The organism is Selenomonas ruminantium subsp. ruminantium ATCC 12561, from assembly GCF_000424065.1.
Taxonomy (GTDB): Bacteria; Bacillota; Negativicutes; order Selenomonadales; family Selenomonadaceae; genus Selenomonas_A; species Selenomonas_A ruminantium.
In genome coordinates, this window is the sequence record NZ_AUJE01000011.1 from 85,229 (window position 1) to 107,109 (window position 21,881).

The 21,881-nt window shown below is 50.0% G+C and carries 24 protein-coding genes; all 24 read left to right on the forward strand.

Going from position 1 to position 21,881, the window contains the following annotated elements:
* The first annotated feature begins 10 nt into the window (after window positions 1–10).
* The 24 genes from G598_RS0106365 to G598_RS0106480 all read left to right on the forward strand — a co-directional run bounded on the left by G598_RS0106365 (window position 11) and on the right by G598_RS0106480 (window position 21,525).
* A complete protein-coding gene (locus G598_RS0106365; RefSeq protein WP_026766238.1) occupies window positions 11–2,233 on the forward strand; it encodes a RelA/SpoT family protein in 2,223 nt (740 codons plus the stop codon).
* Window positions 2,234–2,345: 112 nt separating this feature from the next.
* Window positions 2,346–2,798 carry a Fur family transcriptional regulator gene (locus tag G598_RS0106370; protein ID WP_037363406.1) on the forward strand — a complete coding sequence of 151 codons (453 nt, stop codon included), beginning with the start codon at window positions 2,346–2,348 and terminating at the stop codon, window positions 2,796–2,798.
* Window positions 2,795–4,312: a coproporphyrinogen dehydrogenase HemZ gene (gene hemZ / locus G598_RS0106375; protein WP_026766240.1), complete on the forward strand. Its 1,518-nt coding sequence runs from the start codon at window positions 2,795–2,797 to the stop codon at window positions 4,310–4,312. Before G598_RS0106370 ends, hemZ begins: the two co-directional genes overlap by 4 nt.
* Before the next feature lie 14 nt (window positions 4,313–4,326).
* Window positions 4,327–5,592: a histidine--tRNA ligase gene (gene hisS, locus G598_RS0106380; protein ID WP_026766241.1), complete on the forward strand. Its 1,266-nt coding sequence runs from the start codon at window positions 4,327–4,329 to the stop codon at window positions 5,590–5,592.
* A complete protein-coding gene (aspS, locus tag G598_RS0106385) occupies window positions 5,592–7,403 on the forward strand; it encodes an aspartate--tRNA ligase (RefSeq protein ID WP_026766242.1) in 1,812 nt (603 codons plus the stop codon). Before hisS ends, aspS begins: the two co-directional genes overlap by 1 nt.
* A gap of 1,047 nt (window positions 7,404–8,450) precedes the next feature.
* Entirely contained in the window at window positions 8,451–9,137 is a 687-nt protein-coding gene (locus tag G598_RS0106390; RefSeq protein ID WP_419185351.1) for a WecB/TagA/CpsF family glycosyltransferase, read from the forward strand.
* A 28-nt stretch (window positions 9,138–9,165) separates the two neighbouring features.
* Entirely contained in the window at window positions 9,166–9,798 is a 633-nt protein-coding gene (locus G598_RS0106395; protein ID WP_026761386.1) for a phosphatidylserine decarboxylase family protein, read from the forward strand.
* Window positions 9,798–10,508: a CDP-diacylglycerol--serine O-phosphatidyltransferase gene (gene pssA, locus G598_RS0106400; protein ID WP_026766244.1), complete on the forward strand. Its 711-nt coding sequence runs from the start codon at window positions 9,798–9,800 to the stop codon at window positions 10,506–10,508. The genes G598_RS0106395 and pssA overlap by 1 nt, the downstream gene beginning before the upstream one ends.
* 30 nt (window positions 10,509–10,538) lie before the next feature.
* Window positions 10,539–11,774 (forward strand): glycosyltransferase family 2 protein, encoded by a 1,236-nt coding sequence (locus G598_RS0106405; protein ID WP_051180027.1) that lies wholly within the window; start codon window positions 10,539–10,541, stop codon window positions 11,772–11,774.
* Window positions 11,775–11,897: 123 nt separating this feature from the next.
* Window positions 11,898–12,167: a DUF4127 family protein gene (locus tag G598_RS0106410; RefSeq protein WP_026766246.1), complete on the forward strand. Its 270-nt coding sequence runs from the start codon at window positions 11,898–11,900 to the stop codon at window positions 12,165–12,167.
* A 19-nt stretch (window positions 12,168–12,186) separates the two neighbouring features.
* Window positions 12,187–12,399 carry a hypothetical protein gene (locus G598_RS0106415; protein ID WP_026766247.1) on the forward strand — a complete coding sequence of 71 codons (213 nt, stop codon included), beginning with the start codon at window positions 12,187–12,189 and terminating at the stop codon, window positions 12,397–12,399.
* A 5-nt stretch (window positions 12,400–12,404) separates the two neighbouring features.
* Entirely contained in the window at window positions 12,405–13,244 is an 840-nt protein-coding gene (budA, locus tag G598_RS0106420; RefSeq protein ID WP_026766248.1) for an acetolactate decarboxylase, read from the forward strand.
* A 116-nt stretch (window positions 13,245–13,360) separates the two neighbouring features.
* Complete coding sequence (gene gltS / locus G598_RS0106425) at window positions 13,361–14,602, forward strand: sodium/glutamate symporter (RefSeq protein ID WP_026766249.1); 1,242 nt, start codon at window positions 13,361–13,363, stop codon at window positions 14,600–14,602.
* A gap of 328 nt (window positions 14,603–14,930) precedes the next feature.
* Window positions 14,931–15,308, forward strand: coding sequence for a 6-carboxytetrahydropterin synthase QueD (gene queD, locus G598_RS0106430; RefSeq protein WP_026766250.1), 378 nt, complete (start codon window positions 14,931–14,933; stop codon window positions 15,306–15,308).
* A gap of 3 nt (window positions 15,309–15,311) precedes the next feature.
* Complete coding sequence (locus tag G598_RS0106435) at window positions 15,312–16,043, forward strand: 7-carboxy-7-deazaguanine synthase QueE (protein ID WP_026766251.1); 732 nt, start codon at window positions 15,312–15,314, stop codon at window positions 16,041–16,043.
* Between the two features lie 15 nt (window positions 16,044–16,058).
* Entirely contained in the window at window positions 16,059–16,475 is a 417-nt protein-coding gene (locus G598_RS0106440; protein ID WP_026766252.1) for a PD-(D/E)XK nuclease family transposase, read from the forward strand.
* Between the two features lie 217 nt (window positions 16,476–16,692).
* Window positions 16,693–16,914, forward strand: coding sequence for a DUF1659 domain-containing protein (locus G598_RS17255; RefSeq protein WP_037363408.1), 222 nt, complete (start codon window positions 16,693–16,695; stop codon window positions 16,912–16,914).
* Between the two features lie 13 nt (window positions 16,915–16,927).
* Window positions 16,928–17,140: a DUF2922 domain-containing protein gene (locus G598_RS0106450; protein WP_026766253.1), complete on the forward strand. Its 213-nt coding sequence runs from the start codon at window positions 16,928–16,930 to the stop codon at window positions 17,138–17,140.
* A gap of 20 nt (window positions 17,141–17,160) precedes the next feature.
* The gene (locus G598_RS19490; protein ID WP_071837954.1) at window positions 17,161–17,310 is read left to right on the forward strand and encodes a YvrJ family protein; all 150 of its coding nucleotides are present in this window, start codon (window positions 17,161–17,163) and stop codon (window positions 17,308–17,310) included.
* A 140-nt stretch (window positions 17,311–17,450) separates the two neighbouring features.
* Window positions 17,451–17,804 carry a recombinase family protein gene (locus G598_RS17260; RefSeq protein ID WP_051180026.1) on the forward strand — a complete coding sequence of 118 codons (354 nt, stop codon included), beginning with the start codon at window positions 17,451–17,453 and terminating at the stop codon, window positions 17,802–17,804.
* Window positions 17,805–18,339: 535 nt separating this feature from the next.
* Complete coding sequence (locus G598_RS0106465; protein WP_026766254.1) at window positions 18,340–18,723, forward strand: hypothetical protein; 384 nt, start codon at window positions 18,340–18,342, stop codon at window positions 18,721–18,723.
* Window positions 18,724–18,825: 102 nt separating this feature from the next.
* Window positions 18,826–19,881, forward strand: coding sequence for a hypothetical protein (locus G598_RS0106470; RefSeq protein ID WP_026766255.1), 1,056 nt, complete (start codon window positions 18,826–18,828; stop codon window positions 19,879–19,881).
* A 239-nt stretch (window positions 19,882–20,120) separates the two neighbouring features.
* A complete protein-coding gene (locus G598_RS0106475) occupies window positions 20,121–20,684 on the forward strand; it encodes a hypothetical protein (RefSeq protein WP_157833288.1) in 564 nt (187 codons plus the stop codon).
* Between the two features lie 28 nt (window positions 20,685–20,712).
* Window positions 20,713–21,525 (forward strand): zinc ribbon domain-containing protein, encoded by an 813-nt coding sequence (locus tag G598_RS0106480; protein WP_026766257.1) that lies wholly within the window; start codon window positions 20,713–20,715, stop codon window positions 21,523–21,525.
* The last annotated feature ends 356 nt before the right edge of the window (window positions 21,526–21,881 follow it).

Sequence of the window (21,881 nt, forward strand, 5' to 3'; positions counted from 1 at the left end):
AGATGGCATTATGAATGATAAAGATAGAGCACCAGTTACGATAGAATCCATACTTGCGGCGGTGCGCGCCTACGAGCCGAAAGCCGACACAGGCCTTATCCGCAAGGCTTATGATTTGGCTGCTGATGCGCATAAAGGTCAGGTGCGGGTATCGGGGGAAGAATACATCATTCACCCCCTGCATGTGGCGGAAATCCTCACGGAACTGCATATTGACGATGTGACCATCAGTGCGGCGCTCCTGCATGATGTGGTGGAGGATACCATCTACACCAAGGAGCAGATTGCGGAGATGTTCGGCGAAGAAGTCGCCATGATTGTCGATGGCGTGACGAAACTCGGCCGCATTAAATATAAATCGAAAGAGGAAGTCCAGCTGGAAAACTACCGCAAGATGTTTTTGGCCATGGCCAAGGATATCCGCGTCATCATGGTGAAACTGGCTGACCGTCTGCATAATATGCGCACGCTCAAATACATGCGTGAGGATAAGCAAAAGCGCATTGCCAAGGAAACCATCGAAATCTATGCGCCGCTGGCGAATCGTCTGGGTATTTCCAACATCAAGTGGGAACTTGAGGACCTCTGCCTGCGCTATCTGGAACCGGAAAAATACTATGATTTGGTGGAGAACGTCAAACAGAAGCGCAAGGAGCGTCAGGCATTTATCGATACCGCCATTGAGCAGATTGAACAGAAAATCGGTGAGGCGGGCATCAAGGCGGAAATCAAGGGCCGCGCCAAGCATTTTTACAGCATTTACAAGAAGATGCTGCGGGATAAAAAGGATATCAGTGAAATCTATGACCTGTCGGCTATCCGCGTATTGGTGGAATCCGTGCGGGACTGCTATGGAGTGCTCGGCGTAATCCATGCCATGTGGAAGCCGATTCCGGGACGCTTCAAGGATTATATCGCCATGCCAAAATCCAACGGCTACCAGTCGCTGCATACCACGGTTATGACCCGCGGCTATCCATTGGAAATTCAGATTCGCACCTTCCATATGCATGAGGTGTCGGAGTTCGGTGTAGCGGCTCATTGGAAGTACAAGGAAAATGGCAAAGGCTCGACGGCGGGCGGCGCCATGGACCAGAAGATGAACTGGCTGCGGCAGATGGTGAGCCTGCAGCAGGAACTCAGCGACCCCAAGGAATATTTTGAAGCCCTCAAGGTGGATATTTTCTCTGATGAAGTGTTCGTGTTCACGCCGAAAGGCGATGTGGTGGACTTGCCCAAGGGATCTATCCCCATTGACTTTGCCTATCGCATTCATACGGAAGTGGGCCATCACTGCGTAGGCGCAAAGGTCAATGGCAAACTGGTGCCGCTGGAACACAAGCTCAAAAACGGCGATATCGTGTCCATTGTCACGAACAAGGCCAATAACGGCCCGTCCCGCGACTGGCTCAATATCGTGGCGTCCTCGGAAACCCGCAGCAAAATCCGTTCCTGGTTCAAGAAGGAACGGCGCGAGGAAAATATCGAGCGGGGCATGGAGCTTATCCGCGAAGAGGCCAAGCGTTTGGGCTATGCGCCTAAGGAACTTTTAAAGGACGGCCGTCTGCTCGAAGTGGCCAAGAAGCTCAATATCCTGAGCGAAGACGATTTGCTGGCAGCTGTGGGCTATGGCGGCATTGCCGTGCATGGCATACTCACCCGTCTGGTGGAATTCCACAAGGAAGAAATCAAGGAAAAGACACCGCTGGATGTGTCCCAGATGCTGTCGGCGTTGAAACGCCCGGCAAGTGGCGGACGCAAGAGCAAATCCAGCCACGGCGTATTGGTTGAGGGCGAAAGCGGCCTGATGGTGAGGCTGGCCCGCTGCTGCAACCCTATCCCCGGCGACCCCATCACGGGGTATGTGACCCGCGGACGCGGCGTGTCGGTTCATCGGACAGACTGCCCCAATGTGCTGGCCGATACCGACATCACGCGCATGATTGAAGTCAGCTGGGATGTAGGGCTTGACAAGCAGTACAAGGTGGAACTGGAAATCGTCTGCAACGATCGCAGCGGTATTTTGGCCAATGTACTGGCCGTACCCACGGAAATGAAAATCAACATTCACAGCATCAATGCCAACCCCAATCGCAATACCAAGACCTCGACCATCCTGCTGGGACTGGATGTAAACAGTTCCACGCAGGTGAAGCAGATTATCACGCGTTTGCGCCGGGTGAAAGATGTTTACAGCGTTGTGCGAAAAATGGGCAGCAATGCCAATATGTAGTTTGTCATATAGGTGATTATCTGCTATAATAGGTTTATTTGATTAATCTAGTTAAGATGTGTGTTATAAGACGGAGAAAACGTACTATTCGGATATAGAAAGGATTGGTTTTATGGCACAGACATTTACAATGGACGATTTGCGGCAGCGCCTGCAGGCACGGCAGCACAAGATGACTCCTCAGCGCCAGACGGTGCTGCAGGTTTTCCTCGACCACCCCGGCGAGCATCTTTCGGCTGAGGATGTGCATGGCATTCTGCGGCAGGGCAAGTCGGAAATTGGTCTGGCTACCGTTTACCGCAGTTTGGAACTGCTATCGGAATTGGAACTTTTGCAGAAGATGGAATTTGGTGATGGCTGCAGCCGTTATGAGGTCAATACAACTGACCCCTCCGAGCATCATCATCATCATTTGATTTGTACCACTTGTGGTGCGGTGACGGAGTTTGAAGATGATTTACTCGATGAACTGGAAGCAGACATTCAGCAGAAGATGGGCTTTCATGTACTCAATCATCAGGTGAAATTCTACGGTACATGCAAGGAGTGCCAAAGCAAAAATTGAAGGTAAGAACGTTTACCCTGAACGCAAAAAAAGAAATAATCTCCAAAATCACCCGCGAAGTGTTGACCCTGTTCAAAGTGGAAATCGTGGGCCGGGAAGGTGCGGCGGACTTGGCGCAGCTTTCGGTGGTGAATCACCGCAAGGTCGTTCCCGCAGGTGCCCATGAAGGTGCGAAGGTCTGCATGGAGACCACGCTTATGCTTTTCGGTGAAGACGGCGAATTAACGTGTTACACGCGGCAGGCGTGCGGCAAGGAAGATGAACTGGAGCGGGCGGCGGTGAACCGCACGATAAAGCTCAATCTCTACCGTATCTTCTGTGAGGAACTGGGCTATGCGCCTGCCCCCTGGGGGATTCTCCACGGGGTACGTCCCACCAAAATCGTCCATCGCTGGATTGAATATGGCATGGATGAGGAATCCATCGTCAAGCGTTTGATGACCGACTTTGCCTGCAGTGAGGAAAAGGCGCGGATTATCACGCCGATGGCGTTTCGTCAGCTGCCATTCCTTAGAACCTCGGACGAAAAGACCATCAGCATTTATGTGGGGATTCCCTTCTGTCTGACCCGTTGCCTGTATTGTTCCTTCCCGGCTAATGTTCTGCCGGGGAAAAAGAAACTGGCCGAGTTTATGGCGGTGCTCAAAAAGGATGTCGAGGGTGCTAAAGCGGCGGTGGCGGCGCACGGACTTAAAGTCCAGAATATCTATGTGGGCGGCGGTACGCCGACTGCTCTGCCGGACGCGGAATTCCGCACGATGCTGGGCTGGGTCTGTGATGCCTTTTACCACGATGACTTAGCCGAGTTTACGGTGGAGGCAGGCCGTCCCGACAGCATTACACCGGGAAAGATTGTGGCTATGCGCGATTTCAAGGTCACGCGCGTCAGCGTCAACCCGCAGACCATGCAGGAGAGAACCTTGAAGGTTATCGGCCGTCAGCATACGCCGGAGGCCGTGACGGAAATGTATCATGCCCTGCGGGCGGCAGGTATTCCTCATATCAATATGGATTTGATTTTGGGCCTGCCCGGTGAGACGGCGGCTGATGTGGACGATACACTGGCCCAGGTCACAGCGCTAAACCCGGACGATATAACCCTGCATGCCCTAGCCTTGAAGCGCGGTTCCCGCCTCAAGCTCATCATGGAAGAACGCCATGTGGACTTGCCCGGCGCAGAGGAAACGCGTAAGATGGCGGAAGTGGCGATGGGCTATATGAAGAAGTTTGGCTATGAGCCATATTATCTTTACCGTCAGGGCTATATGGCCGGTGATTTGGAAAATATTGGCTGTTGCCATAAAGGTGCCGAAGGGATGTACAATATCCAGATTATGGAGGAGCATCAGACCATTATCGGCATTGGCGGCGCCGCCACGAGCAAAGTGGTTGACTTTAAGAATAAGCGCATGAAGTCTTCCTTCAACGCCAAGGATTTAGTGACTTATCTGCGTGATATTGATATTTACATCGAAAAACGGCGGGCTTTGTTGGATGAAGCCTGCACAAATTAGGGGGAGTAAGACGAATGTTAACCAATGCCCCAAGAGGGACAAAGGATATATTGCCCGATACCGTCGGACAATGGACCTATGTGGAAGAAAAAATCCGTGACCTGTGTGCCCGTTATGGCTACAAGGAAATCCGCACGCCGATGTTCGAGCATACGGAACTGTTCCATCGCGGTATCGGCGAGGGTACGGATGTGGTGGACAAGGAAATGTACACCTTCACTGACCGTGGCGACCGCAGCATTACCCTGCGTCCGGAAAACACGGCTTCGGCGGTTCGTGCCTATCTGCAGAACAAGCTCTATGGCGACAGCAGCTTGACCAAGCTCTTCTACATCGGCTCCATGTTCCGCTATGACCGTCCGCAGGCCGGCCGCATGCGCGAATTCCATCAGTTCGGTGTCGAGGCTCTGGGCGAATCCAATCCGGCAGTGGATGCGGAAATCATCATGCTGGCTATGGATTTATTAGGCGGTCTGGGACTCAAAGACCTCAAGCTGTCCTTGAATTCTGTGGGCTGTCCGAAATGCCGTCCGGTGTACCGCAAGGTTCTGCAGGATTTCTTCCGCGACAAGCTCGAAGATTTGTGCGATGACTGCAAAGACCGCTTTGAGCGCAGCCCGCTGCGTATCCTCGACTGCAAAGCCGATGCCGACAAGCCCTATATGGCTGATGCACCGAAGATTACGGACTGCCTCTGCGAAGAATGTCAGGACCATTTCCACAAGGTACAGCACTTCCTGACGGAAGCTGGCGTGGAATTTGAACTCGATGCCCGTCTCGTGCGTGGTTTGGATTATTACACCAAGACCGCTTTCGAGATTAAATATCCGCCCCTTGGTGCGCAGAGTGCCGTTGCAGGCGGCGGCCGCTACGATGGACTCATTGAGGAAATCGGTGGCAATCCGACTCCGGCTGTGGGCTTTGCCACGGGGTTGGAACGTGTCCTTTTGGCTCTGGAGAAACAGAATCTCCTGCCGGAAATGGACACGCAGACCGATGCTTTCGTGGTTGCTTTGGGCGAAGAAGCGCAGGGCGCAGCCTTTAAGCTCCTGACGAAACTGCGTCAGGCGGGGCTTAAAGCCGGTATGGACTATGCGGGCCGGAGTATGAAGGCCCAGATGAAGCAGGCAAACAAGGCCAATGCCCGTTTTGCCTTAATCATCGGTGAAGATGAAGTCAAGGAAGCTTGCGTACAGCTCAAGGATATGGCAAAGAGCGAGCAGGAGAAAGTTTCTTTTGATAATATAATTGAAAAGCTATGTGCTGAGGTGAAAGGTTAATGGAAACATTACAAGGCATGAAGCGCGACCATCATTGTGGCGAGCTTCGCAAGGAAAATGTAGGCACGGATGTCGTGCTGTGCGGCTGGGTTGCCCGTCGTCGTGACCATGGTGGACTCATATTCGTGGATATGCGTGACCGTTCCGGTTTTGTGCAGGTTGTCTTTGATGAAGCCAGCATGGAAGGCGGCACGTTCCACAAGGCAGAATCCCTGCGTAACGAATTCTGTATCGCTGTTCGCGGTACGGTACGCGCCCGCAGCGAAGAAACGGTGAACAACAACATCGAAACCGGTGAAATCGAAGTGGTCTGCACCGAGCTGCGCATTCTGAACAAGGCTAAGACGCCGCCGTTCTACATTCAGGATGGCATTGACGTAGATGAAATGCTGCGCCTGAAGTATCGCTATCTCGACCTGCGCCGCCCGGAAATGCAGAAGAACATCATTCTGCGCCACCGTGTGACGAAGATTATGCGCGATTACTTTGACCGCAACGGCTTCCTCGAAATCGAAACCCCGATGCTCTGCAAGAGCACGCCGGAAGGCGCACGCGACTTCCTCGTGCCGAGCCGTGTAAATCCGGGCGAGTTCTACGCTCTGCCGCAGTCTCCGCAGATTTTTAAGCAGATTTTGCAGGTTGCCGGCTTTGAAAAATACTTCCAGATTGTGCGCTGCTTCCGCGATGAAGACCTGCGTGCTGACCGTCAGCCGGAATTCACCCAGCTCGATATCGAAATGTCCTTCAAGAGCCAGGAAGAAATCCTGACCATTATGGAAGAAATGGTTAAGGAACTCTTTGAAAAATCCATCGGTGCCAAGGTGGAAACGCCGTTTGAACGCATGGATTGGGATACGGCTATGGATAAGTATGGTTCCGATAAGCCGGATCTGCGCTTTGATATGCCGCTCATGGACATCTCCGAGTACGTCAAAGGCTCTGACTTCAAGGTGTTCAACGCCGTTATCGAAAACGGCGGCATGGTTAAGTGCATCAAGGTGGACGGCTATGCTGACATTCCCCGCCGTCGTCTGGATGAACTCGTTAAGTTCGTACAGATTTACGGTGCAAAGGGTCTTGCCTGGATTCAGTACAGCGAAGAAGGCGTTAAGAGCCCCTTCAAGAAGTTCTACAGCGATGAAACCTTCGCCAAGATTGCGGAAGCTACCGGCGCCAAGACTGGCGACCTGCTGCTCGTTGTGGCTGACAAGCGCCTCGTTGTTGACACGGCTCTCGGCCAGCTCCGTCTCGAAATGGGCAAGGAACGCAACCTCATTGACCCGGATAAACTCCGTTTCCTCTGGGTTGTTGACTTCCCGATGTACGAATGGAGCGACGAAGAAAAACGTTGGAAAGCCATGCATCATCCGTTCACGGCTCCGCGTGACGAAGATATCGAATTCCTCGCTACTGACCCGGGCCGCGTAAAGGCTAACGCTTACGACATGGTTCTGAACGGTGTCGAAATCGGCGGCGGCTCCCTGCGTATCTACAACGCAGACCTGCAGGAAAAGGTATTCGAATCCCTGGGCCTCACGCAGGAAGAAGCACATGCTAAGTTCGGCTTCATGATGGATGCCTTCCAGTATGGTACGCCTCCTCATGGCGGCCTTGCTTTCGGTCTTGACCGTCTGGTTATGATCATGGCTAAGCGCGCTTCTATCCGTGACGTAATCGCCTTCCCGAAGACGCAGAGTGCCCGTGACGTTATGTCCAACGCTCCGTCTGAAGTTGACGATAAACAGCTCCGTGAGTTGTCCATCCGTACGGCAGTAAAGAAAAAAGAAGCTAAGCAGGAAGAAAATGCTTAACTGATTCATAGAGTCCTGTTTTGGGGGATAGCTCCCTAACAGTGAAAAAGTCCGCTGACAATTTTGTCAGCGGGTTTTTTCGTTAAATTGCAGTTTGTCGGGGAGTTCAGTTCGTGGTAAAGGTATCTTGTTCATACGTGGTCAGGGGCGAACGGGGAGTACTTTTTCTGTTTCCCGCTAAACGACCCCCTCGCAAAAAAGAGCTGTCCAGTTACCCGCGCCGGGCAGGCCAACGGCGCTTCTTTCAGCGTATTTGCTTAGCTGCTTTCTCCAGGGGACGGCCTTCACTGCGTTCAGGCAGTCGCTCCTAACAGAAAAAGCACTCCCCGTTCGCCCCAAGCTACGGATTAGCCTATTGCCGCCACGAATTCGTTGCTCCCGTCACAAGAACATCGATGTACTTGTTGCTTATCACTGCGAAAATGCCGTCTTATACGGACATCGCTTAGGGCGAAAAGTATTACCATCTCCGCCCCCACTGAGCTGTAACAAAAAAATTCAGCACGTACTGGCAAACGAACAGGCTGCACAAATGCTGAATATGCTGATGCAAAAATAAAAGCCCTGACGAATGCTGTCAAGGCTTGAAATGTACAATCACAGGTTGTATAATGAGCATAAAGAAATGGCTGGTGTGTCGTAGCGCCGGTCACTTCCCGTTTAACTAGTATGTGAGGAAGGCCGCACCGCTTAACAAGCGGTCTTTTTCATATTACAAAGTAATTTCTTACTTGAACAATCCTAAGACGGCAACAATCAGTGTCAGAGCGGCCATCACTAAGGACAGCTTTTCGTATAACGTCATCGTTACCACCTCCCCTTGCGGGAAGACCGACTCACCAGCCGGATATTATTGTAGCAGAAATATAGATATATGAAAAGATGAATTTTTTACAGCAGATATAGTCTAAAATGCAAAAAGAGAGCGGTTGACGCTCTCTTTTATTTGTAGTAAACTTGTCTAATGAGTGTTTAGATGAAAATTGGGGAGGTAGCGGCGTGGCCGAAAAGATTGATATACTGGGCGTGAAGGTGGATTCTGTCACCATGGCTCAGGCAGTTGCGCAGGTGGAAGGTTATATGGATGAACGAAAAAATGTCCTGATTGCCACCGCCAATGCAGAGATGATTATGCGGGCAACGCATGACACGGAATTAAAGGATATCTTAAATGATGCCGCTTTGGTCGTGCCGGATGGGGCTGGCACGGTTTGGGCTGCCCATCATTTAGGTTATGAAATGCCAGAGCGGGTAGCAGGCTTCGACTTAGCGCAGGAACTTATGCGCATTGCTCCGAGCAAGAAGCAGAAGGTGTTTTTCTTTGGCTCGGCTCCCGGCGTGGCAGAGAAGGCTAAGGCCAAGGCCGAGGAACTTTATCCTGGTATTGAAATCGTCGGTACGCGGGATGGCTATTTCAAGACCGAAGACGAGGCAGCGATTATCGAAGAAATCAAGGCTGCGCAGCCGGACTTGCTGCTTGCCGCCCTTGGCGTGCCTAAGCAGGAGAAGTGGCTCCATGCACACCTGAAGGAACTTAATGTACCGGTGTCCATCGGCGTAGGTGGTACGCTGGACGTTATGGCCGGTGTGATGAAACGTGCGCCTTATTGGATGCAGAAAGCCAAGCTCGAATGGCTGTTCCGCGGACTTTTGCAGCCGAAACGCGCAGGCCGTTTGATGGCTTTGCCGAAGTTTGTGCTGAAAGTGCATAGCTATAAGTCGCGCCGTGCGTAATGTTTATCATTTATAAGGAGGTGGAAGCTTGACCCCTATTATTTCTGAGGGTTATCCCTTTATTGGTGCCTGCTTTTTGCTGGCGCTTCTCGTGGGCTTTTCCATTAGCCCCTATGCGGCGGTAATCCCTATCGTACTGATGTTTTATTTTTGTTATTTCTTCCGCAATCCCAAGCGGGAAATTGCGCTTGACGAAGATGTGATTCTTTCGCCGGCTGACGGTACCGTGACGGATATCGTGCCGATGGAAACGGACGAATTTGTAAAAGAGCCTTGCAACAAGGTCGTTATCTTTATGTCCGTATTCAATGTGCATGTGAACCGCAGTCCGATTCGGGGCAAAATCAAGCTGCAGAAGTATTTCTGCGGTCGTTTCCGTCCCGCTTATAAAGATACGGTGGGCTTTGAGAACGAGCACCATGTGCTCGGCATCGAAAATGAGCGCATCCGTATCAGCGTAAAACAGATTGCCGGCATCTTAGCCCGCCGCATTGTGTCCTATGTGACTTTGGACGATGAAATGAAGCAGGGCGAGCTTTACGGCATGATTAAATTCGGTTCCTGCCTGGAAGTGGTAATGCCGAAAAATGTGGAAATCGCCGTGACCAAAGGGCAGAAGGTTTCTGGCGGCTTGACCGTTTTGGGGAGGATAAAAGACTGATGGATTACAGACGTTTTCTACCGAATTTATGCACGTCCATGAACCTCGTGTTCGGCATGTGCTCCATACTTTCGACCTATCATGGTGATTTGATTTGGGGCTCGATTTTCATTTTGCTGGCGCTCGTGGCCGATGGCCTTGATGGCCGCACGGCCCGTTTCTTTGGCGTGTCCAGCGAAATGGGCAAGGAAATGGACTCGCTCTGTGACCTTGGCTCCTTTGGCATTGCCCCGGCATTTTTGGCGTGGGTATTTGTGCTGCAGCATCATGGCCTTTTGGGCATGGCTGTGGTGATTATCTTTGCCGTATGCGGCATGTGGCGCCTGGCCCGCTTTAATGTCAATGCGGATGTCGTGCATGGCTATTTCATGGGGCTGGCGATTCCTGCCGGCGGCAACATTGTAGCGATGACCACCCTGCTCTTTGTGAGCCTGGGCATTGACCCGCTGGGCTTTGGTATCGCTTATCCCATCATCATGGCCATTGTGGGCTATCTGATGGTGAGCCATGTGCATTACCCCAATTTCAAGGGTGATGGGGCAGAACCCATTTACCTTGTTACGAAGATTTTTGCGTTTGTGATGTTTGCCGGTATTTTGTGGCTGGGCCATGAGGCTTTGCTGCCGGCGTTGGCGGTGGCAGTATTCTGCACCTATGGCGCAGCCGGTATACTCAATACAATTATTGCACTGTTTGCAAAGGAAGGCTGATGATTTTTGACACATCCATTTGACATCATCATGGTGCCGATGCAGATAATGATTTTCCTCTTTACCCTGTATTTCTTCATCATTGGTTTCTGCGGTATGTGGCGGCGGAAAGAGAAGAAGATTAAGACCCCGAAAAAGACGTTTGCGCTCGTGGTGGCCGCGCATAATGAGTCGGCGGTTATCGGTCAGCTGGTAGAGAACCTGGGCCACCTGAACTATCCGAAGGATATGTACGATATCCATGTGGTTGCCGACAACTGCGACGACAATACGGCCGAAGTGGCCGCTGCCGCCGGCGCTATTGTCCATGAGCGCACGCACCCGACGAAAAAGAGCAAGGGCTACGCACTCGACTGGATGTTTGACCGTCTGTTCAAGATGGATAAGGAATATGATGCTGTCTGCGTGTTTGACGCCGACAACCTCGTGCATCCGCAGTTCCTGATGGAAATGAATAACCGCCTCTGCAAGGGCGATAAGGTTATCCAGTGTTATATGGATGCCAAGAACCCTTACGATACCTGGGTGGCTGGTACCTTTGCCATCGCGTTCTGGGTTATCTGCCATATCTCCCATTTGGCCAAGTCCAATATCGGCCTGTCTGCCTGCTTAGGCGGCACGGGCATGTGCTTTGACATGGAAATCTTAAAGCGCCACGGCTGGCAGGCAACCTGCCTGACCGAGGACATGGAATTTACCATGAAGTGCATGGCCGAAGGCATCAAGACCAGCTGGGCACATGACGCCATCATCTATGATGAAAAGCCGCTGACCTTCAAGCAGTCCTGGAATCAGCGCCGCCGTTGGGCACAGGGGCAGTTTGATGTGGGCAACCGCTTCATTCCGAAGATGCTCAAAGCTGGTTGGAAAAACAAGGATATCCGCATGTGGGATGAATGTATCTACCTCATGCAGCCGCATTTCCTGATGATTTCTACCATCTTCATCATCATCAGTTATATCCAGCTGGCGTTCCCGCCGTTTTACACGAACATCTACAATTTCATGCCCTCGCAGCTCATGACGGCCATCATGCTTGGTCAGTACATTCTGCCCATGATAATTCTGTTCAAGATTCGGGCAAAATGGAAATCCTGGCTCTATATGCTGCTCTATCCGGTGTTCATCTACTCATGGATTCCCATTATCTTTTTGGGCTTCATCCACCGCAACGAACACGAATGGAGCCATACCAAGCACACCCGCGCTATGAGCATGGATGATATTGTGGGCAATGTAAAGAATACAAAAGACATTATGAAATAGCTTAAAGCCTTCCTGCAACAGGAGGGCTTTTTTTGTCAGCGCATGATTAAGGTTTTCAGGCAGGATTTTTAACGAACCTTGGCGAAATAGAAAAAGCGTAAATTTGAAAAGAGGTACTTTGACTTGAATAAAATAATTTTGCTGTTCTTATTGACTGTGTTTTTATGGCCCTGGTGCTCTGCTCAGGCGGGGGACAGGATACTGTTTATTCCGCATGATGACAGACCGATTTCCTATCATCAGACAGTAGAGGTAGTGGAGGCTGCCGGCTATGAACTGGTGCTGCCGCCCAAGGAGCTTTTAAGCAATGCCACCAATATGGGACACCCTCAGGAACTTTGGCAATGGCTGCGGGAAAATGCTCCTAAAGCCAAGTCTGCCGTGATAGCTTAGGATTCTCCTGACTGTTCTTTTGCTGGCAGGTTATGCCGTAGGGGATTATTTTGTCGATTATGCCCTGAAGCGTGGCAGTGATACAGACCCGTTGGCACCGCCTGCCGCCTGCAACGCCCCCAAAGTCAAATTCATCGTCGAAGGAGCAGGACATGGTGATGCCATGAAGGAGGCGGGAAAAGGGTATTGGCAGGCTGTATTCGATTTTTTATCTCTACATCAGAAAGGATGACCAAAATGAATGCAAAAAGGCAAAAGCAATTAATGACCGTTTTTCTGGCAGGAGCTATGACGTTGGGGGCAGGAATCAGCGCACAGGCCGAGGCCGCACCGGCGGAGCGTGAAACCGTTACGCAGGTGGCACTCCTGCAATCTTTGGCGCAAGGCTATTTCGGCGGCACGATTACAGCCGGAGAGCTTCGCACCATGGGGGATACGGGTATCGGAACCTTTGAAGGCCTGAACGGTGAGATGATTATGCTGGATGGCAAGATTTATCAGGCCTTGGGGGATGGGCGTGTGATTCTTTGCCCGGATAAAACGGTTATTCCCTTTTCCAACGTGACGTTTTTTGACCGGGATATTGCTGTTGACCTGCAGAATGTGAAGGATAAAGCGGCTTTGGAAAAAGCATTGAACGAGGCGGTTAAAGAGCATGGCGTTAACAGCTTTTACATGGTGAAGATTCCCGCCGAATTTTCCTCCATTCTGTTCCGCAGTGAATACGGAAGTCAAAAGCCGTATCCCACCTTGGTGGAGGCGTTGAAAGACAAACAGACGGAGTTTACCGAGAAAAATATCAAAGGCACCATCGTAGGATTGTATTGTCCCAGCTATATGGGTGAGCTGAATTCGGTGGGCTGGCACTTCCATTTCCTGTCGGACGATAAGAAAAAGGGCGGGCATGTTTTGGAACTTTCCTTCAAAAAGGGCACGGCTTATCTTGACCAGACGGACAAGTTCAGCATGCTCTTGCATGAGGACAAAGATTTCCACGAACTCAATCTTGCCAAGGATATGCGTGATGACATCAGGAGCGCAGAGCAGGATACCAAGGGCAAGCTGACCGGTAAATAAAAGATATTTTTAGGATATAAATATAATTGTGGCTCCTTGTCTTGTCGTGCGAAATCCCGTTTCGCACGACATTTTATGTTATTAAGAGATAATAACGCACAAAGGATGTGACAGACATGTCTTTTGAAACTGTTGAAGGTACATTGAATATCAGCTGTACGATGGTCATGACGACGGCGCTGGCCGCCATCCTGCTCCTAATCGGCTTCTGGCTTCGGAAGAAGGTGAGTTTCCTCACGAAGTACTGTATTCCGGCTCCTGTGGTGGGCGGTTTCCTGTTCATGTTCATCACTTTTGCCGGCCATCAGAGCGGCGCGTTCGCATTCAAGCTCGACACGACCTTCCAGAGTCCGTTCATGGTGGCGTTCTTCACCACCGTTGGCCTGGGCGCGTCCCTTTCCCTTCTGAAGAAGGGGGGCATCCTGCTGCTCGTCTACTGGCTGATTGCCGGCATTGTCTCCATCATCCAGAATTGCATCAGCATCGGCCTCGCCAATGTTACAGGCATTGAGTATCCCTACGCGCTTCTGGCAGGCGCCATCTCCATGACCGGCGGACACGGAGCGGCAGGCTCCTACGGTTCCACCTTTATCGAGATGGGCTATCCGGCAGGTATCACCGTCGGCGCGGCAGCTGCAACCTTCGGCCTGATCTTCGGCATTCTGGTGGGTGGCCCAGTGGCCCGCATGCTGATCGAGAAGAACCACCTGACCCCGGACAACTCCGATACTCTGGACACTTCCGTCGAAGAGATCAACGCAGGACACGGCGAGAAACTCACCACCCTGGACATCCTGAAGAACGTGACCGCGATCCTGTTCTGTATGGCACTTGGAATCGAGATCTCCGGCTGGCTTGGCAAGCTGATCGGAATGAGCTTCCCGTCCTATGTCGGCGCAATGTTCGTTGCTATGATTGTCCGCAACCTGAACGAGCAGTTCCACTGGTATCATTTCAGATTCCCGCTGGTGGACAGCACTGGCGATGTCATGCTGAATCTGTATCTTTCCATGGCGCTGATGAGCCTGAACCTGTATCAGCTGCTTGACCTGATTGGATCAGTTCTTATCATCGTCATCGCGCAGGTGGTAGTATTGGTGCTCCTTTCCATCTTCGTCGTTTTCCCAATCCTCGGAAAGAACTACGATGCAGCAGTCATGTGCGCGGGCCTTCTGGGGCACGGCCTTGGCGCTACGCCCTCCGCAATCGTGAACATGACGGCGGTCAAGGACAAGTACGGCATGTCCAGAAAGGCATTCATGATCGTCCCCATTGTCGGCGCGTTCCTAGTGGATATCATCTATCAGCCGCAGACCATCGCTTTCATCAAGTTCTTCGTGCAGGGCTTCGCAGACTGATGAAAGAGCGGAATAATAGAGATTAAACAACTAATGAGGGATGTGTCCAAGGAACTCATGAAAAAAATGAGAATTTATACAGAAGGCTGGACGACAAATGAATGCTGAAATACATAGTTCAGTGGATAAAAAAGCACAGCTGATTTCTAAGTAAGAAGCCGGTTGTGCTTTTATAACGGCATAGCTTATGAATTGCAGGATAAACAGATAAGGTCATTGCCTGCTGTCAGGGCCTCGTGGCAGGACATATAGCTTTGCTGGTGTTGAAAGGACAGCTTGAAGGTGTTATAATCATGTATATTTTATATAAGTAAGGAGTTTTTCAATAATGTATACGTTAAAAGTAGAGGGCGCGTTTGAAGCAGCCCATAATCTCAATGGTTATCCTGGTAAATGTGCCCAACTGCATGGGCATAACTGGGTGGTGGAAGCGGTTGTCAAAGGCCGGGAACTGGATGAACTGGGCATGCTGGTGGATTTCAAGGATATTAAGCAGACCTTGAAGGATACTTTGGAACGCTTTGACCATCATTATCTCAATGAACTGGCTCCCTTTAAGGATGGCGTAAATCCTACGGCGGAAAATCTTGCCCGGATTATCTTTGAAGAATTGGCCGGTAATGAGATTTTTAAGCGCGACAGCGTTTTGGCGGCGATAACGGTCTTTGAATCACCGAAATCCAGCGTCACTTACACGAAGGATTGAGTTATGAAGAAGAATCTTATTGAAATATTTTCTTCTATTCAGGGAGAGGGCAAATATGTGGGCTGCCGTCAGGTTTTTGTGCGCTTTGAAGGCTGCAATCTGGACTGCAGCTTCTGTGATACGGAAAATACGCCGGGCAGCCATAAGTCCTGCGAGGTGGAAACTTACGCCGGCAGCCGGGAGTTTGCAACGCTCCCCAATCCGCGCTCGGCAGAGCAGGTGGCGATGGAGATAAACAGGCTTTGTCAGGAAGTTCCCCATCAGGCGGTGAGCTTTACCGGCGGTGAGCCGCTTTTGCACGCAGAATTTATCCGCGAAGTGGCCAAGGAAGTAGAAGTGCCTGTCTTTTTGGAAACCAACGGCACCTTGTATAAGGAACTGGCAAGCATTATGGATGTCGCGGATATCATCAGCATGGACATCAAGCTGCCCAGCATTATCAGCCGTCCGCAGTGGGAGGAGCACCGCAAATTTATCGAAATTGCCAAGACCAAGGATTTGTATATCAAGCTAGTAGTGGCAGAGGAAACCACGGAAGAAGAATTCCGGCAGGCTATTGACCTTGTGGCGGAAACTGCACCGGAAACACTGTTCATCATTCAGCCGGTGACACCCTACGGCGGCTGCAAGGCTGCCAGCCCGGAAAAAATTCTTATCTGCCAGAATTACGCCCTGACCAAACTCAAGGATGTGCGCGTAATTCCGCAGACGCATAAGATGATTGGGCAGATTTAATTTCATAAAACTTACATGGCAAGGCTTTACCTTGAACTGCCGAAGTTCAAGGGCAGAAACGTAAAAGAAATGAATCGCATGGAGAAATGGGCTGCCTATTTCTCCCCCAGCACACCGGATGAGGAGCTGGCAGAAATCGCGGCAAGCGAGGCCGCAATCCAAGAGGCAATGGAGGTGGAAGACGTGTTCACCAAGGACGAAGTGGCCAAACGGTCTTATGAAAAAGCAGAAAAGTTCCGTCGTGACCAAGCGGCGCAGCTAAGATATGCTGCAGAGGAAGGCCGCAAGGAAGGCGAGGCAGAAAGTCTGAAAAAAGCCGTGGCTATGCTTAAAAAGTTAAAGATAAACAAGGATTTGGCTATTACACAGATTATCGAAACCTATTCCCTTTCCCACAAAGAAGCATCAGCTTTGGTGAATAGCAACTGGTAAATGTATTTTCCCCTTGCCTTTGACTTGTCAACTCCCTAATATAAGAACTGTAAGGAACTTCCTATAGCATCCCTAACCGAATACAAATGCGAAAATGACAAGATTGCAGCTATCTGCCGCCTTTAGGCGTTAGATATAATTGGGTTGTCACTTTCGCAAAGAGGCCGCCGAGGTGACAATCCGGCGGCCTTTTTGCTTTTACGAGGAGGGACAAAAAATGCGACACGAACAGAAGACCACACTGAAAATCACCCGCATTGTCGGGACGACCAGCAGCGGGAAGGACAGTTATAGCTATCTGAACCTTCCCCATGTAAATCCGGAAATTGCGGACGATGACCTGCTGGAGATTGGCACCATGCTGGCGAAATTGCAGGCCCTGCCGGTAGCAAGCATCGGGCGGACGGACGCCTGCCTGCTGGCACAGGAACATGATTAAGGGGGGATAAATCATGAAAAGCACACTGGTTATGAATTTCAAAACGGAAAATGGCAAGATTACGCCCATTTCCATCACCGAACCCAAAGCGGACCTGACCGAGGCCGAAGTCAAAGCCGCAGCCAATGAGATTGCGGTCAAGAAAGCCTTCCTCGTGGGCGGCAGTCCGCTGGTGGCCTTGGACAGGGCATTCATCCGCACGGTGGAGGAAACCGCCCTGCCGTAAGGCGGCGGTTTGGCCACATTATGGAACAAACCATCCTCACCGCCGTTTCCGCCGTGGGCTTTCCCATTGTCGTGACCTTCTACCTCTTGACCAGCTTCCAGAAGTCGATGGACAAATTCACCGACAAGCTGGGCGAGCTTATACAGGAACTTAGGCGGTTTGAAAAATGATGTAAAAAATAGCGGGCGGCGCTAATTGGTCAGATTGACCAGTCAGCGCCGCTCGCTTTGCGGTTGATAAAATTTCCTTGCAATCAAGGATTCCTCTACAATATACATGTTGTTAAACCTGTTGAATGGAGGAATTGCTTATGAACAAGAACACGAGCGGTACAGTTTACGGCTACATCCGTGTATCCACCGTCTCCCAACGGGATGACCTCACGGCAAAACTCATCTCCAATCTGGTCATCCAAGTCTTTTCCTACGTTGCGGAAACGGAACGGAACATGAACCACCAGCGCACCATGGAGGGACTGGCAGCAGCCCGGGCAAGAGGCGTAACGCTGGGCAGAAAGCCCATGGAGAAACCCAAGGGCTTTCCAGCTATCCACGCACAGTGGAAAGCCGGAAAAATCTCCGCCCGCAAGGCCGCAGAGACATTGGGTGTTTCAGCGCCGACCTTCCTAAAGTGGGCCAATGCGCCTGCTGATGCGCAAACGTAAAAAAATCCATCGTTATATTAACAGTAAAAAAATTCTGTAATTTGGCAGGAAAACAGGCCAAAATGCCGAAATAAGACCAAAAACAACGATATTTTCATGCAAATCAAGGATTCCATGGGGCGTAAATGATTCCATGGTATTATTTACGCCCTGTGAATTAACCAGAGGTAATTTGTATACGAGAGTGAATGGATGATTTCTTCTTCGGACAAATTAACATCCGTAGAAACCAAAATCAGATAATCCTGCCTATTGTTCCTGTTTCTTACAAAGACCAGTTTTATAGGAATAGCTTGTTCTCCCTTTACAGCCTCCGCTTCCACGGAAAGAAGATATGGGGACCGGCCGCGACGCTTCTTGGCTGCTCGGAAAATAGTAGGTGCACTTTGCATCCGGCCATTGTATCGAAATGAATTTTATACAAAACGGAGACGGCTTATGCTATTTTATTTTAGAAAATCTGATTTAATAATTAATGGGCAGTTTTACAACTGCGAAGTTTGCGTAATTGAAATGTATATAAAGGAGGGTCAGCATGAAAAGGTTTGTATTTCTTGTAATGATGATTGCAGCCACGATGTTTTCTGTAGCAGTTACCCCTTGTGAAGCGAAAGACATCTGGGTGGATCATTGGCAAAATATAAACGCGGACATCTATGTGATGGATGAAACGCTTGCTTGGGAAGAAAACCTGGACGGCAAGTTTATCAAGGTCTCCGCAAAAGCGGTGCAGAACGGGAAAGTGAAATGTATTATTAAATGGAAGTTTATCAAATACGGGCAAGAAATGTGGCGTTACGAAACGAATCAGATGAGCGGAAACAACATGACAGTGGTTTCCCCCGGGGACAAGGTGTTTGATTTCTGTATGAAACGAATCGGCTGGAAGTATCGGACAGAAGACTTCTGGTGCTATTAAATTTTGACTCAAGAATTAGGACAGGAATGTTGTTTTTTTGATGTTGACAGTGAACCCAATTGCAAGTTCTATGCCAACTGTGGGGCGAAGGTGTGAGGGATAATGAAAAAGATTCTATTATTTTTGCTTTGCATGACGACATTGATTATGGCAGGGTGTGGCGACAATTTTGCAAAGGAAAAAGAAGCGATCATTAAAGAGGAAAAAGCCGCGATGGAGATGCCCATGTTTTCAAACATGAACGGGGATGAGGTAAACAATAACCCGCCGTATATTAAGTCCCTGACGCTCAAGGCAGATCAGGACCCAATACTGGTCGAGAAAATCAGCACATATCATTGGAACAATGGACTTGGCACAGCTTCCCCAGGCACCATCAGTATATGGGAAAACGGGCAGATGCTGGGGAAATGGCAGGCCACGGGCCGCAGCTATTCCGGCCATAATAACATCTATTGGGACGTCTATCCGAACTTTTTGATGAAACCCGGCCATACCTATGAAATCCACGATTCTGATCAGAGCACATGGAGTTGGAACGAATCTTCCGGCAACTGCGGCATGCTGGAACTGACCGGCACATACCAGCCGGTTGCCACCAATGACGTCATCCCGTTCTACGGTTGGAAGCTGATCCATACCTCGACCCGCTCGATGGAGGATACGAGAACGGACCAATACGCCACCGACTATTCCTACGAGCAAAGCAATGGCCTTATGCGCCATTATTCCACTACGACGCATCTCCACAATCCAGTGCAGACAACTTCGTTTGAGGCAACTTGCACACCCCCGCCTTCCCACGCCAAAGCCGGACAGAAAATCACGATGGACATACGGCTGACAATGACAGAAACGACCCGCGACCAATTCTATTTTGGCACCACCGCCTGTTGCCAATGGGGAGGACCGGGAAAGGCCATGGATGCAGCGGCTCCGTATTTCTATAATATAAAGGACGAAGGGAATCCGCATCCGGACACTGGTTTCCATCTTTCGGCCGGCACGGGCGGCGGAAAAAGCAATTATGGTGACTCGGCGACGGTTTTTCATGTGATGCCGGCAAACCCGCAACCGGGCGATGTCATCTCGTTCTATTTCGCCGCTAACGGAAGCCAAACAGAATGGCGCTATGAGTGGCAGCAAATAACTCATTGAAGGAATGTTTTTTTCTTCTTTTTTGTAAAGGTACTAAGGGACCTAACCGATATGGGCCTGATCCGTTGGACGGGCAATAGTGTTAAGACCGATCAATAATCAGTTGCAAAAATGGCGTAAACACAGGATAATGGTTGCAACCTGCTTCGCAGGCTGTCAAAGCAAATTTGAGTGGCGGTACAAACGACAGCTTGTTGCATGAGCGGTGGGAGTTTGGTGTGAGTGTTGGCGAGGTGCGTATGAAAAAGATAATAAGGTTGTTACATGGGGTATTCTTTTTGACTGTTTTCCTGTGCTTTTTTACTTCGGTTGCGTCAGCTACGCCACCCGCTCCGGTGGATATAGAGACCTTTTCCGTGGATGGAAAGGTCACTGCGGTAATCAGCATATACGATGCATGGTCACAGCAAATCAGCTGCCAGGAAGACAGAGAGGAAGCGAAGGCCTTTTATAAACGAAAAGGCATGATGGATACGGATGGAACCCTGCGGTTTTCTCTTCTATCTAAACAATCGCTACCGGGTACGGCGCAGGAAGTAGAGATCACAATGGAACCTTATAAGGACATGAGTCGGCAGGCAGACAAAAAGCTGGAACCTTTCCACCGCACGGCGCAGGGTACGGCGGGCAAACGGCTGAACGTAAGCGTAAAATACAAAATACCGGATAAAACATGCCTGCTGGTTGCCACGGTAACGTTAAAAGATTATTATAAAAAAGATGACAAGGTGCTGCCACGTTATACTACGGTAGAATATGAATTCAAACAGGTGGGCGTTGCAGAAAACGGTACTGCCAAGTGAGGAAAGACCTGAGGGAGGCGCTGTAATAATGACTGATTTATTTTACAAAAGCAACAATATAACCATGTGCAGCGACGGTAAGTACCGCTGGGTGTATGAACTGGATATGTACAAATCTTTGGTGATTATCAAAGAGATTTGGAGGGCGATGGGCATCGCCATTGTGATTGTTTTGGCAATTCTGTTTGCCATAAACATCATGGACAGCGATCTCATGGAGACGCTACAGTTCATTGCGCAGGCGGCGTGCATCCTGTTTGGGATTCTTCTGGTTCTCAGCATTATAGGCTATCTTATTTTTGCTTATATGATAGGCGGAAAATATTGCGTAATGTTTGAGATGGATGAGAGCGGCATCAATCACAAGCAGCATGAAAAGCATGTGAAGAAAGCACAACTGATTGGAGCGATTTCTGCGCTTTGGGGTGTTGCCGGAGGGCATTTGGGTGCGGCAGGCACAGGCGTTCTGGCAGCGGTGCGAACTTCTATGTACAGCAGTTTCAACGATGTGAAAGAAATAGAAATTTTGACGAAGGAGCATCTGATTCGTTTGAACGAAACCCTAAGCCGCAACCAAGTGTATGCGGACGACGAAGACTTTGCCTTTGTGGCCAATTATATTAAAGCGCGTTGCCGGAACGCAAAAGTGAAAGGGGAAGCTTTTGCGGATGCTGCGCCGCGGAAACCGGAAGCAGAGAATCAAAGAACGACGCAGAAACACGAGGCAGAACAGAAACGGACAATGCAGGTACAAAACGCTGCGCCGAAATTCTGTTCTAACTGTGGTGCGAAACTGAGCTCCGGCAGCAAGTTTTGCGCTAACTGTGGAGAAAAGGTTTAAATCCAGCACCAGTTCTGTGAAAACAGTCGGACGAAAGCGTATGAGACATAATATCGACTTGACTTTACTGTGATTCAGAGTGATAGATAGCATGGGAGGTAAAGTCAATGACACAAAGGAAAGAAAGCCCAAAACTGTATTTCATGAATGATGAGAAGCGAGTTCATGCATTTGATATCTGGCAAATTCTGTTAAAAGGTAGCTTTAGGGCTCATATGGGCTCACATGAATGAAGGGAAGGCGAGAGTTTTTTGCTTTCCTTTTTTATTGTGCATTCACTATTTTTTATTCTTAGCAAGCAATGGGTACGATACTCCCACTAAACGTGTTCGCATCTACCCGCTTGTTAGTCACTT

Bases quoted from the DNA above. Each gene is read 5' to 3' on its own strand.
- G598_RS0106365 (WP_026766238.1), top strand. From the start codon at position 11: ATGAATGATAAAGATAGAGCACCAGTTACGATAGAATCCATACTTGCG.
- G598_RS0106370 (WP_037363406.1), top strand. From the start codon at position 2,346: ATGGCACAGACATTTACAATGGACGATTTGCGGCAGCGCCTGCAGGCA.
- hisS (WP_026766241.1), top strand. From the start codon at position 4,327: ATGTTAACCAATGCCCCAAGAGGGACAAAGGATATATTGCCCGATACC.
- aspS (WP_026766242.1), top strand. From the start codon at position 5,592: ATGGAAACATTACAAGGCATGAAGCGCGACCATCATTGTGGCGAGCTT.
- G598_RS0106390 (WP_419185351.1), top strand. From the start codon at position 8,451: ATGGCTCAGGCAGTTGCGCAGGTGGAAGGTTATATGGATGAACGAAAA.
- pssA (WP_026766244.1), top strand. From the start codon at position 9,798: ATGGATTACAGACGTTTTCTACCGAATTTATGCACGTCCATGAACCTC.
- G598_RS0106405 (WP_051180027.1), top strand. From the start codon at position 10,539: ATGGTGCCGATGCAGATAATGATTTTCCTCTTTACCCTGTATTTCTTC.
- budA (WP_026766248.1), top strand. From the start codon at position 12,405: ATGAATGCAAAAAGGCAAAAGCAATTAATGACCGTTTTTCTGGCAGGA.
- gltS (WP_026766249.1), top strand. From the start codon at position 13,361: ATGTCTTTTGAAACTGTTGAAGGTACATTGAATATCAGCTGTACGATG.
- queD (WP_026766250.1), top strand. From the start codon at position 14,931: ATGTATACGTTAAAAGTAGAGGGCGCGTTTGAAGCAGCCCATAATCTC.
- G598_RS0106435 (WP_026766251.1), top strand. From the start codon at position 15,312: ATGAAGAAGAATCTTATTGAAATATTTTCTTCTATTCAGGGAGAGGGC.
- G598_RS0106440 (WP_026766252.1), top strand. From the start codon at position 16,059: ATGGCAAGGCTTTACCTTGAACTGCCGAAGTTCAAGGGCAGAAACGTA.
- G598_RS17255 (WP_037363408.1), top strand. From the start codon at position 16,693: ATGCGACACGAACAGAAGACCACACTGAAAATCACCCGCATTGTCGGG.
- G598_RS0106450 (WP_026766253.1), top strand. From the start codon at position 16,928: ATGAAAAGCACACTGGTTATGAATTTCAAAACGGAAAATGGCAAGATT.
- G598_RS19490 (WP_071837954.1), top strand. From the start codon at position 17,161: ATGGAACAAACCATCCTCACCGCCGTTTCCGCCGTGGGCTTTCCCATT.
- G598_RS17260 (WP_051180026.1), top strand. From the start codon at position 17,451: ATGAACAAGAACACGAGCGGTACAGTTTACGGCTACATCCGTGTATCC.
- G598_RS0106465 (WP_026766254.1), top strand. From the start codon at position 18,340: ATGAAAAGGTTTGTATTTCTTGTAATGATGATTGCAGCCACGATGTTT.
- G598_RS0106470 (WP_026766255.1), top strand. From the start codon at position 18,826: ATGAAAAAGATTCTATTATTTTTGCTTTGCATGACGACATTGATTATG.
- G598_RS0106475 (WP_157833288.1), top strand. From the start codon at position 20,121: ATGAAAAAGATAATAAGGTTGTTACATGGGGTATTCTTTTTGACTGTT.
- G598_RS0106480 (WP_026766257.1), top strand. From the start codon at position 20,713: ATGACTGATTTATTTTACAAAAGCAACAATATAACCATGTGCAGCGAC.